Consider the following 11766-nt stretch of genomic DNA (forward strand, 5'->3'; position numbering starts at 1 on the left):
CTCCTGAATCGGCACGGGTCTACTTGACCTCACCGAGATAAGCGCCGTGCCAGCCGTGCACCCAGACTTCTCCGGTGAAGGCATTGATCGACAGCATGCCTTCGGTGGCCTTCCGCCCATAATCGAAGGTGTAGTACCCAGGAAACGGCATCCCTTCAAACACCTTGCTTCCGGGCAGGTATCCGGCCACAAAGGTGCTGGCGAGCTTCTGTGCTGCCGTCTGGGTATATCGGGCCGGGGCTACAGGAACCTGACGGCCCTGGTTGAGGCCGCCCATCATGCCGTTGCCAAACTGGCCGCCCTGCATGCCGAAGCGGGTGTTCCAAAGCATGTTCGGGCCGGGTTCAGGCTGGACCACCCCGGTATAGCGGTTGACCAGCACCTCGGCCAGGCCTGCGCCAGTTGCAACGTCCACCACCTGGAAGTAGTCATTTTCGGCGAAGACCATGAAGTCCCTGATCTTGACCTGAGCGCTGTACCGACCCGCGAATCCCTGTGCGCGCCGCCGGGCCTCGTCCTGTGAGATGGGGCGTGACGAGGGCGCGTAGAGGCCCATCATTGTGCTGCCCATGCCGTTGTCTCCCATCATTCCCACACTGGCGCCATTGCCGCCCATCATCCCCTGGCCATTCCCCTGTCTCATCCCACCGTTTCCCGGCTGACCCATCATGCTCTGGGCGAACACGCTTCCTATGAGGCCGAACAGGAGCAGTCCGGTGCCGATCAGCAGTTGATTGCTCGTCTTTTTCATCTTGGACCTCCGTTGAACCTGAAGGTGGTGATCCCTTCCAGGCGTGTTCAGCACCGTTCAGAAGTGAACCCGCTTGTCCTGAACCCAGCGCTGCACTCTGAACGTAGTTGTCAGTCATTACCAGGGCATTACTGGTGGGTGTGGGGCTCCAGGAACACAGATGGTTGTACCTGAAGGCCGGGCCAGCCCTGTGTCAGAAAGGTCCACCAGCGTGCGGATCAGTCGTGTGCGTGTCATACGGACTCCGATTAAATCTTGGCTCTTCCTGGATTCCAGGGAGCTGAGAACGCTCTGGTAAACTGTCGGCATGCTGAATTTGATTCAGCTCCTGGACGATGAATAATGCTTCAAAGTCGTGCGGGAACTCCGTTGGCCCGGTGGCGTGACATGCCCGCACTGCCACGCACCGCATGTCGTCAAACAAGGCCGGGAGACACCCAGCGGTTCAGACAGCGAAATCGCTGTCTGAATTGCCAGCGGAAGTTCGATGACCTGACCGGCACGGTCTTTGCCGGCCACCACCACCCCCTCCGGCAGTGGGTGGCTTTCTTGGTCAGAGCAGCGCCGATGACGACGCTTGACCGCTGCCTCTATCTGATGGGCCTCAATCTGAGTCACCGTCAGATTGCGCATGAACTCGGCCTGAACGAAGATGATGCTCAGAACATGACCCGAAGTCTCCGGCAAGGCGTGGTGGAGGCGTCCATCACGCCTCCCCTCGCCGGCACGGTCGAGATCGACGAGGTGTATCTGGTGGCGGGGCACAAGGGGCAAAGCGATCTGGTGAAAAAAAATCTCGGCCTGGCCGCAGACGACGTTTGAAAGGCAAGCGAGGACGCGGCACTGCCGCGTCCGACAAGCCACCAGTCCTGGGGGTTGTGGCAAGTTGTTGTTTCCTCAGCACCCAAAGCGCCTCAGCATCGCAGGCGGCCTGAAGTTCAGGCCGTCTGCCGCACCACTTCGCGCCATAGCGTGAACGCCTGTTGTAAGTGGTGGCGACGGTGATGAGCTGGTACGGTGCAGCGGGCCGGGTAGTGCAGATTCGTAACGCGGGCGTGCAGGTCGAGAAATCCCTGTGCGCGTCGTCGTGATCTGAAGCCGCGTTGCTGGCGCTCTTGTCGTCGGGTGGGACGGTGAGATTGCTCCACGAGGTTGTTGCAGCGGGCCGTGGAGACCACCTGGACGTGCTCCACACTGTGGAGCACGGGAAGCTCACGAAGGGCCGCCCCATAACTCCAGAGCTTGTCAGTGTGGACCGTCTCTGGAATGTCGTGCTCACCCAGGAGGCGGACAAAGAAGGACTTGGCTGCCTCAGTATCGCGGTGCCGCTGAAGGACAACGTCCAGCACGATGCCATATTCATCAATCGCCCGCCACAACCAGTGAGTGATGCCGCCCACGTCCACATGCATTTCGTCGAGATGCCATCGGGAACCCCGTCGGGACTCCCGATGGCGCAGACCCTGGGCGAATACGTCGCTGAACTTGATGCACCAGCTGCGGATTGACTCGCGGGTGACGCAGATCCCTCGTTCCAGCAGGAGTTATTCAACATCCCGATAGCTCAGCGTAAACCGGTGATATAGCCACACGGCGTACCCGATGACCTCACGAGGGAACCGATATCTGGGAAGCTTCTGACCGCTCAACACCGCGCCACCCTACCAAAACAACTTGCCACAACCCTTTGCACATTCTACAGATGACGCAGCTAGCCGTTCGCTGAACAGAGAGTCCAGTCCAGGCGTGTAGATCAGGATCAGGTTACACTGCTGTGCAGTGGAAGCCTTTCTCCGGTGAGCACGCTCGTAGAAGCCCTGCCTCTGGCCACGGAACATGGTTCCCGGCTGTGGTCCTGGCTGTCCAGCCTTGATCCGGCCGTCCTGAATCTGTCCACCTTCGGCCTGATGGCGCTGGAGGGAGCAGGTATTCCCGGCATTCCCGGCGTGATTCCCATGCTTGCCCAGGCGGCGGCCATTGACGCGGGCCACACCACCCTGACGGCGGCGCTCATCTGGGGCGTGCTGGGCAACTGGCTGGGAAGCTTGCTGGGCTACGCCGTTGCCCGCTGGGGCGCACATCTCCTGCCCGCCCGCTGGCTCAAAGCCCGCAGTACCCAACGCGCGGCACAGCTGCTGGAACGCTGGGGCGCGGGACTGGTCATCGTGAGCCGCACAGTGGGTAGTCTGCGCACGCCCGTGACTCTGCTTGCTGGCCTGAGCCATTATCCCCTGCCCAAATACACCCTGTTGAGTCTGCTGGGGGCGGCGGTACATGTGGGCGTCTGGCAGACGATCCTGTGGAAATTCGGTCCGCAGATCCTACCAAAGGTTGGGCGCTGGGGCGTTGACTTGGCCATCGGCGCGGTGCTGCTCGTGCTGGTTATCTGGGGACTGAAGGTCTACCAGGCGCGAGACGGCGTCAACATACTTGAAAGGGGCGAGGATTCGTCTGCCTACGGCGGGGCTGGAGAGGGCGACAACTGACCTGGTCCTCACCCATCTACAACAGTTTTGGACTGCCACATGAAATAGATAGTTTCTGGCAGGTTTGTACGAAGGTCCCGAACAGTCTCGCTGGGAATTTCACCAACAGATCCTGGGCGTAACAAGCCCTATTTTATAGGTCTTGAGAAACCGCCAAAGGCAGGCTGAGCCACTTGGCCGAGCTGATCGAAGAAATGCACCGTCATTTCAACAAACGCCGCTTCCCCATGGCCAAACGATTCATCGGCTTGTCCGGAGACTGATTTTTCGGTAGCCCCGCTGAACATCTCTGTCGCGCCCCTCTACGTCTGACCGCCTTTGTCATAATCGGGCGATGACGCGGCAGATGGCAAAGCGGACGCAGGACGTCCCGGCGGCAGGCAAATACAGCGCTTTCCTGACGGACGTGGAAGCTGTCCGCGCCCTGCTGCTGGCAGACGTTCGCCGCCGGTCCCGGCCCGAACCTGTCCCCCGCCCACGTGACGGGCTACGGGGCTGGCCGCTGCTGTGGGTTCCGGTTGTCGAAGTGCTGGCCTGGGGAGTTGCCTTCTGGGGTCTGCATGTCAACAACGACCTAGCGACGCTGGGCGGCGTAGGGGTGGCCCTGCTGACCGTGATGGTCTGGACCGGCGTGTCCGTGCGGCAGTTCCGCGAGGACTGGCAGCGGCGCCGCGAGGACAGTCTGGAGACTGCCACCCGCGCTGCCGTGAGCCATCAGGAACTGGTGGTGGCCCTGCTGGGTTTTGGCCGTGCCAGCCTGAACTTCGTGGCCGATGAGTACCGGGACCGCGAGGCGCGGGTGGCCCGGCGCACCGGACTTGTGGTTGGCCCAGCGCAGGCGGGGGGCATCCTGGGCCTGATTGGGCTGGGCATCGCGGCCAGCGCCACCCTCACCCGCGCCTTCAGCGACAACGCGGCGATGTCTGGCCCCGTGCGGGACCTGATCTGGCTGATCCTGCTGGTGATCCTGAGCCGCAGTGTCACCGCCCTGCTGATCCGCCACAACACCAGCGCCCTGCTGAACTACTCGGACATCCTGCAACGCGTCAGCAGTGCCAAGGCCATCCTGGACGCTGAAACAAACGAAGGTGAGGAAGTGGCACTGGAAAACGAGCAGGAGGTCCACGCCGCAGAGGAGGCCACCGAGCAACAGGAACGGCGCGAGGCGGAAATCGAGACTGACGAGTGGGCCCGAGAGGACCGGGAGCTTCGGGAGCAGGTGTCATCACCTCAACAGCGAGAGGAGATACGGACTGAGTGAGGTTGCGGGCCTGGGCATGGCATGTAGGGCGTTGAAAGACAAATCCCCTCCCAGTCACGCGGTCATCACCATGGTCTGAACATAGATGTTGAGTCCTGGGATTGATCAAGAACGCAGGCGGCTGAGGTTGGTCTGCGCCCGATTGGCTGCACAAGTTTCAGTAAAAGCTCAAGCCGTGTGGATGGGCAAAACGGCAAAAACGCATGCGCAACCGGATGGATTTGGGTAAAGTCCGATCAGGAAAGAGGTCTGTACAGCCTGGCCTGTGTTCCAAAGGGAGGTCCATCATGCAGAACACGAGTTGGTTCAAAGCCGCATCTCTTGCCATCGGTTTCGCGCTCGTACCGTCGGCTCTGGCGGGGGGAGGAGGCGCGCCTGTCAGTATCTTCGGCACCTGGGAGGTCACGGCCTACCGCTTCGGTGACGGCATCTCGGTGGGGGAAGACCAGGCCAAGGCCAACCTGGGCAAAATGCTGACCTACAGCGCCAACCGCGCCGTCTCTGATGAGAGTTGCGACACCCCGACCTATTCACTGGCACGCACCACCGACCAGGCTTTTCTGGAGAACTACCGCACTTCACTGGCCTCAATAGGCATCAAGGGCAGTGCCGTGGAAACCGTGACCATCCGGTGCGCGGGCAACGACTGGACTGAGTTCGGTGCCACCGTGTTCAGGATCTCGGACCGCGAGGCTTTAACCCTCTGGGACGGCGTGTATTACGTCCTTGAACGCCAGGGCGACTGACCTTGATCCAACGAAAAGCGTCCTGACCGATGAGGTCAGGACGCTTTTCGTTGACCCTTGCATTCAGCGGAGTTGCAACAACTCCACAAACTGGTCCAGCCGCGTGACCTCAGGATTGGAGTTGCTCTGATCCAGCGTGCTGTTGACGCCCGCGAAATAGGTATTCACTTCACCTTCGTAACGGGCGCGGTCCTTGTCATTGTCCTGAGGCTGGGGGGCCACGTCATATCCGCTGCCTTCCAGGCTCTCGCGGGTAGGCAGCACGTTGCCAGAGAACGAGCCGTTCACCGTCACCAGATATCTGCCGTCGCGGCTGATGCCCTGGAACACGTAACGCACATCGGTGCTGGCGAAACGCCGCACGTCCTGCGAGAACGCCCCCAAGTAACGTACACCGCGCAGATTGGCTGACGACAGGCTCTTGCGCGCCCCAGCCACGGCCAGCGACGCGTTCACGGTGTCTATGGCGGGCAACCGGAAGGCGGCGGCAGTGTTCAGTGGGGCCGGATTCTCAAGGAGTGAGCGGAGGGCCTTTACCTGTTGACCCACGCTGCCCTCGGTCTGCTCGGGGTATTTCTGAAGCAGGGCGGCCAACGGATAAATGCTGACGGTGGTTTCGATGCCATAAGCGTCGGGGGCACCCTGGAGTTGAAGCTCAAGGTGAGTCGGAGGGAAGAAACTGGGTTCCTCGCGCCTCGCTTCCCCCTGAACCACCCGCAGCGGACCAGCCTGGGGAAACAACGCCTGATTCCAGTTCACTGTGGGCAGTGGCTCAACAGGCAGAGGTCCACTTCCCCCACCGGCCAAACTGGAAGAAGCCAGCACAGAAAAACTGAGGGCGAGGAGTGGGCGGGCTTGCGTCTTCATGCTCCTATTGTTCAGCTTTAAGAAGCAAAACGCAATTGAAGTTAGTCTTGAGTCGATTATGCGTCCTTAATCGGCCACGTCTTGGCATTTGGATATATGAATCGTCAAGTTGCCCAGAATGAAATGGCAACCTTGCTTCTGTAAAGAGTTTTGATATACCCGAAGACTGAATGCCAAATAAGTGCAGGATTCTTAGCACAGCGACTTCAGAATCGGCACACTTTAAGGTCCTCAGAGAGGATCGGAACTTCTTCCCACTCTTAAATCACTTCCGAATGAGTCTTCAAAAAACGACGGAGCTGTCAGCCCCGGCGCATAAAAAAGATGCTGTTTAGATATCTTCGTTGGTTACAGATGTGACATTACAGGTGCCATATACGGAAATACTGCCAAGAGCAATGTCGTCAATCTGATAGTTCGACGATCCGGTCCTAACCTTGAGCTGAGGGTAGAAGCTGCCCAGGCTATTGCCGGCAGTCACGATCTTGACCTTCTGGGTGGTAGGCGTGACGATAATACTTTGCGGAAGCAGGCCGCTGCCTGTTGAGGAATTTGCCTCAAATTCCACCCTGTATTTACCATTGCCAATGCTGGCAAGCTGTTGGCCAGTCACCGTAGTTGTGAAGTTACTGTCGTACTGGCTGGTAGAGTTGCCCTTCAGACCAATAACAACTGATTCAACAAAACCTTCCAAGGTCAGATTGATGGCGACTTCCGTTTTCTTGTTCCGCGCTCCGTTACCGGTGACATTGTCACACGCAACGAATCGACCGGAAGCCGAGTTCAGCTTGTATTCGGTGCGAATGCTGTCGATTTTCCCCTTGCCGCTGCCATCCGGTGCACGGCCGCTGTTACAGCTCGCCAGAAGGCCGGTCATGGTTACAGCTGCCACTGCCATCATTATTTTTTTCATGCCTCTTACTTTCCTATATTTTTCGGTCAAATGGGTGATTTTTACATTGATCAAACATAAGGGGCAGGTGGCTTAAGACTGAGTCTTCGGATACTATTATTAAGAGATTCCTGACAATTGACTGGTCACCTGCCTTGATGAGAGCCTGCCGCCGTTCAGTGCGGCAGCTTCAGCATGCCCGCGTACATGGCAATAAACATCTGCTCATCCAGCGGTTCAGGTCGGTTCCGAGTGGCGCTGACACACCACATCTTGCCCACCTTGCTGGTGAGCTGGTTGGTCAGGTTGAGCACACCGGGTTCGGAGCCGCCCTTGAAGCTGACACTGGGGAAATCGGCAGGATCGGCCACACCAGGGTTCTGCCAGGTCTCGGGCAGTTCCGCCATCAGGCGGCACAGGCCCTGGGCGCTGACAAACCATTCCACGTCCGTTGCAATGGTCAGGCCCTGCACGAAGACCATGGCATTGGACAGTGGCGCGGCGTCTGCCTGCTTCAAGACTTCCTTTCGCGCGGCCCGGTCCAGCCCCACTGAACGGTAGGCGCGTAGCAACTCGATATTGGCCGGGTTCTTGAGGACGAAGAACTCGCGGGTGCTGGGCATGTCGGTCTGTCCCAATCTGGCCTCCACACCCGCGCGCTCCACGGACTTCAGGAGGAGATCGGCGGCAGTGTTATCGCTCACGCTGATCATGCGGGCGGCCAGAGGCTGTGGCTGTCCCTATTCCTGCACGAGGAGGCTGACCTATCCGGGGAGAGCAGCGAAGACGGCGCGGGCTTCCGCCAGAGTCTTGTAGGAGACTTCTGGCGGGACAGGTCGCAGAAAGAAGCTGGAGATCCGCCCCTGAACATCGACTTTGAAACTGGTCACGTCCCACGCGCCCTTCTCAAAGGTCAGACGCCAGCCCGCACCTTGCGGGTCAACCTTCTGGAGGGTTCCGAACTGGGCACGAATGCTGGCAAACAAAGCCCTGATGTCGTCCGTCTTCGCTTCTGCCAGGAACTCGGGGCTAAAGCGCGACACGTCTACAGGATCGGTTTTAAACAGGCTGGTCAGTTGTAGGGCGGCCTCATCACTGCTGCCCACAGCGGCTTCCGGTTCGGCCGGGCGCAGCAGCAGGCCCGTGAATCGGCCCTGGCCGTCCAGACTGATACTGGTGGCGTCCCACTGACCCTTCTCGAAGGTCAGTCGGTAGCCGCCGTCTGCAATCTGCACGTCTTGCAGCGCCCCGTACTCGGCGCGGATGCTGGCGAATAACGTGGTCAGGTCTTCCGCGCTGGCCTGCTCCAGAAACGACGGGTTGATCAGTGACAGGTCGAGCGGATCGGACCTGAAAAGCTTCTCCAGCAGCGTCGCTACCTTGGCTTGTTCGCCCCGCGCCGCCGCCGGATCAGCCGCCATTGAGGCCGGGCCAGTTGCTGTACCGAAAGCGGTCAGTTTGCCTTGACCGTCCAGAGAGGCGGCCGTGATCACCAGGGTTCCGCGCTCGTAGATGGCCAAGGGGCGGTCCTGGATGGTGTCCAGTCGTATGAACTTGCCGTAGGTGGTGCTGACGCTCTGCAATTGCGCCGCAACGGTCTCAAATGACACCTGCGCCAGAAAGTCCGGCGAGAACCATTCTGCCTTGATTTCCGGCGCGGACAGCAGCCGCGTGATGGCCTTGGCCTGCGTCAAGGTTTGCAAAGTCTGCGCCTGCGCTGGAGTAGAGGCCATCAGGGCGATGGTGGTCAGGGTCAGCAGGGATCTGTGCATACCCCACGATACGCGGCGGGGATGATGAGGGTTGCCGCATTTCCGACGTGGCGAGAAGGGTAGAAGGCTGGAATCATGACCGACATGGTTTCGGCAGGACCACGGTGCCGAGCAGGCGCAGCACGCTCGACACCGTGTCCGTGATCCCGATGGCCATTGCTGGCGTCCGTTGCGCATATTGACGACGCCCCACCGGTTCATCCAGCTTGACTCGCAGGCTCCGGTTCACCCGACAGAAGTTGTAGACCCCGCCCACCAGATCGCTCACCGTCTGACGGACGTGGGGAAGCCTCGCGAACGCGAGGCTTCTGCGGACCTGGTGTGGATTCATGCGCCGGGCCGTCCCGGTGTGCCGTTCCACTGCCGAGGTGTTGGGGGTGTTGTCGCCGAGAGAGGCCAGCTCCTGATTGACGCGCCGCTGGCTCCCAGCGGCGCGTTCGATACGGATGTCCACGACGCGCTTGCCTTGATACGTCTTGATGATGCGCACGTGCCCTGAAGTCCGGGGAATGCGGTACTGAAGTTTGGGGAAGCGTCCACGCTTCCCCTGACGCTGGGGCTGGAAGGGGCGTCCAAACACGGCTGGGAACAGCGATTCATACGGAAGCCAGCCATCGGTGAAGAGCACAACGCCATGTGGATCGTGCAGCCGTGAACGGGCGCCGAACAGCAACCGCACTGCCAGATCAGTCGCTCTCGCCCCCAGAGCGTTCTGGACGATGAATTTTGAGCATGGGTCGATCACCGTGGCCTCCCAGCACGGCTGATCCTTACGCCCCACGAAGCCGTGCCGTTCATCGGCCTGGAGGCTCGTCACGTGCAGATCCTGGGCGTGTTGATCGTGAACACGCGCAGCGTGTTCACCTGCGATGCACGCCAGCCGGGAGACGGTGGTGCGGTGGGTATGGGTGAGTTCAGCGGTTTGCTTGAAGCTGTTCCCGCGCGTCACGTGCTCCACGATGCTCTCCACCCGCTCACAGGGGAGCTTCACGTTCCAGAGGGCAGTGCCTTTGAGTTCACTGAATTCCCGGGCGCAGGTCGAGCAGCGGAGCAACCGGCGCGGCCCCGAGCGCGTGTCGTACCACTTGCGGTGACGAATATTCCCGAGACCTGGCTGGCCAGCGGCTGGACAAGCAGGGCCCTGGCAGCGGAAACTGTCGAGTGAGGGTGATTGCATACGTCCGGGGCGTATCCCCGGACGCCACTCATGTCAGGCATGTCGGGCATGATTCCAGCCTTCTACCGCGAGAAGGCCATCGGGAACACCCAGCTTCTGGATGACGCTGTCGGGCCTCCGCCTCGAGATAATGAGGACAGCGCTTTTGAGCGAAAAACATCAGCACCTGACATTCAAGAGAATAGGTGCGCCAGTGGCAGGAAGCGTTGTCTTCAGGAGCTGAAGCCAGCGCCAGCAGGCACCAGTCCTCTACCACACGGCCTGACTGGGTTGCATCCAGCCTCACACGTGCCGCAATGCAAGCCATTTCTGTCGGCGTCTTGTTTGACATATGGGTGTGGTCCGGCGCGTGACCTCTGAGGCATGACCAAGTACACTTTGGACACCCAGGCTGATGAGGGATGAAGTGCCCCATCGTCTGAAGCCGCCAGCCTATCCACCTGAAATCAAGTTTTACCCCAAAGGAGTTCCTGATGCGTCACCTGATCCTGACCGCCGCCCTACTGCTGCCCCTTGCCTCCGCTCAGGTGTCTGTCTCAGACATTCCCGCTCTTCCACCCAGTGCTGTTGGCCCCGTCGCCAAGGTGGAAATCGAGGAATTAGAGGTTAAGGCCGCAGTCAGCACGAACGCCACGCCCACCGTTGCCAGCGGGGATCAGGGTGAAATCATGGTCCCGGTGGTCGCCACCGACAAGAACGATAATCCGGTGGCAGGCGTGGCGGTGACCTGGGAAGTGAAGAACACCGGGAAGAACCCACTCTATGTGATCTCCAGTATCGTCAATAACCAATCCACGGCGATTGCAGCCACCATCTCGCCAGATCAAACGGTGAAATATGAGACCATGACGGGCGTGGACGGCAGCGTGACACTCCTCTTGAATGCCACCGCCAGCACATCCGCCACCCTGACGTTGACCGCCTCTACGGGCGAAGTAAAGAACCTGGGCGGCTCCACGCAGACGATTGAATGGACCAGTAAATAACGTCATCAACTGGGCAGATTCCGTGCGAGAGTGTGGGGCACAGCAAGAGTTCTGTGGCGGGCGTCAACCACGATCTGGGCGGATGACGACAGGGCTGGCCGAGAAAGTCGGCCAGCGGAAGGTGCATGGAAAAACCCGCCGACTGGGGCGGGTTCGTCGTGTTGCCGAAAAGATTAGTTACAGCGTTTAACGGCGTACAACTGGTTCAGTTTGCCAATGCGTTCGTCGGCGGCCTTCTGCACCTGATCGTTGGTGTACTCGTTCGCCACAACGCCTGGGATGAAGAAGATGGCCCATGCGACGTTCTGGGTGCTGAGGCCCCGGTTGCTGGTGGCCTCGGCACGGGCTGACTCTGCGCGGGTGATCTCGCTGCGGACCTCGGAGCAGGACAGATCCACGTCGGGCTTCTGCGCGTTGGGGTTGTAACGCGGGGCGCAGGAGGAGAGGGCGAGGGCGGCCACGGCGGACAGCAGCAGTGCTTTTTTCATGGTGAGCCTCCCCGCTCGTACAACCCTGTGCAGAGCGGTTCTTGCAAGAACTTAACATCCTGAAAGCGGTCTTTTGAGTTGAAAGTCTAGCGCACTTCCACAGCCCCAACATTTTCTCCAGCCATCCTCCAAGACAACTTGGTGTACTGCCTGTTCGAGAACCTTTCCTAATCCTGTCTCTCTTGGCAGTACTCCGGAAGGTTTTTGACGAATGGGGTGGGGATCGTCCATGTTGATGTGTGGCAACAAAACGGACGACCCCCAGCCAGATTCTAGCGGCCCTGCTCCCTGGAACCAGCCTGCGTTCCACCCAGGCCGCCTATCTTCAGGTGCTGTTGGT

General features: G+C 59.8%; 12 protein-coding genes and 2 pseudogenes. 6 read left to right on the forward strand and 8 right to left on the reverse strand.

Annotation, left to right across the window (positions count from 1 at the left end; genetic code table 11):
- Positions 1-19 precede the first annotated feature (19 nt).
- Positions 20-751 (reverse strand): hypothetical protein, encoded by a 732-nt coding sequence (locus BOO71_RS16155; protein WP_075831531.1) that lies wholly within the window; start codon positions 749-751, stop codon positions 20-22.
- A gap of 352 nt (positions 752-1103) precedes the next feature.
- Here BOO71_RS16155 and BOO71_RS29190 point away from each other — a divergent pair.
- Positions 1104-1220: pseudogene (locus BOO71_RS29190) on the forward strand (transposase); the annotation flags it as partial.
- Between the two features lie 98 nt (positions 1221-1318).
- Complete coding sequence (locus BOO71_RS28410) at positions 1319-1573, forward strand: hypothetical protein (protein ID WP_075831530.1); 255 nt, start codon at positions 1319-1321, stop codon at positions 1571-1573.
- Positions 1574-1689: 116 nt separating this feature from the next.
- Here the strand turns inward: BOO71_RS28410 and BOO71_RS16170 are convergent.
- Positions 1690-2400: pseudogene (locus tag BOO71_RS16170) on the reverse strand (IS6 family transposase).
- A 147-nt stretch (positions 2401-2547) separates the two neighbouring features.
- Here BOO71_RS16170 and BOO71_RS16175 point away from each other — a divergent pair.
- The 3 genes from BOO71_RS16175 (at position 2548) to BOO71_RS16185 (ending at position 5244) form a co-directional block, all read left to right on the forward strand.
- Complete coding sequence (locus tag BOO71_RS16175; protein ID WP_254843090.1) at positions 2548-3237, forward strand: DedA family protein; 690 nt, start codon at positions 2548-2550, stop codon at positions 3235-3237.
- Between the two features lie 334 nt (positions 3238-3571).
- Positions 3572-4498: a hypothetical protein gene (locus BOO71_RS16180; RefSeq protein ID WP_139322842.1), complete on the forward strand. Its 927-nt coding sequence runs from the start codon at positions 3572-3574 to the stop codon at positions 4496-4498.
- A gap of 287 nt (positions 4499-4785) precedes the next feature.
- A complete protein-coding gene (locus BOO71_RS16185) occupies positions 4786-5244 on the forward strand; it encodes a hypothetical protein (protein ID WP_075831528.1) in 459 nt (152 codons plus the stop codon).
- Positions 5245-5307: 63 nt separating this feature from the next.
- Here the strand turns inward: BOO71_RS16185 and BOO71_RS16190 are convergent, their stop codons facing one another.
- From BOO71_RS16190 to BOO71_RS28415, 5 genes are all read right to left on the reverse strand, one after another.
- Positions 5308-6111, reverse strand: coding sequence for a hypothetical protein (locus tag BOO71_RS16190; RefSeq protein ID WP_139322841.1), 804 nt, complete (start codon positions 6109-6111; stop codon positions 5308-5310).
- Between the two features lie 331 nt (positions 6112-6442).
- Positions 6443-7024, reverse strand: a complete 582-nt coding sequence (locus BOO71_RS28820) for a hypothetical protein (protein WP_254843089.1) — start codon at positions 7022-7024, stop codon at positions 6443-6445.
- Between the two features lie 155 nt (positions 7025-7179).
- Positions 7180-7716: a hypothetical protein gene (locus BOO71_RS16200; RefSeq protein ID WP_075831526.1), complete on the reverse strand. Its 537-nt coding sequence runs from the start codon at positions 7714-7716 to the stop codon at positions 7180-7182.
- Between the two features lie 51 nt (positions 7717-7767).
- Positions 7768-8775 carry a hypothetical protein gene (locus tag BOO71_RS16205; RefSeq protein WP_075831525.1) on the reverse strand — a complete coding sequence of 336 codons (1008 nt, stop codon included), beginning with the start codon at positions 8773-8775 and terminating at the stop codon, positions 7768-7770.
- A gap of 73 nt (positions 8776-8848) precedes the next feature.
- Entirely contained in the window at positions 8849-9952 is a 1104-nt protein-coding gene (locus BOO71_RS28415) for an IS1 family transposase (protein WP_439823021.1), read from the reverse strand.
- A gap of 473 nt (positions 9953-10425) precedes the next feature.
- Between BOO71_RS28415 and BOO71_RS16215 the strand changes: the two genes are divergently transcribed.
- The gene (locus BOO71_RS16215) at positions 10426-10938 is read left to right on the forward strand and encodes a hypothetical protein (RefSeq protein ID WP_075831524.1); all 513 of its coding nucleotides are present in this window, start codon (positions 10426-10428) and stop codon (positions 10936-10938) included.
- A 173-nt stretch (positions 10939-11111) separates the two neighbouring features.
- Here the strand turns inward: BOO71_RS16215 and BOO71_RS16220 are convergent, their stop codons facing one another.
- Positions 11112-11426 carry a hypothetical protein gene (locus BOO71_RS16220; protein ID WP_075831523.1) on the reverse strand — a complete coding sequence of 105 codons (315 nt, stop codon included), beginning with the start codon at positions 11424-11426 and terminating at the stop codon, positions 11112-11114.
- Between the last annotated feature and the right edge of the window lie 340 nt (positions 11427-11766).

Source organism: Deinococcus marmoris, from assembly GCF_001949125.1.
Classification (GTDB): Bacteria; Deinococcota; Deinococci; order Deinococcales; family Deinococcaceae; genus Deinococcus; species Deinococcus marmoris_A.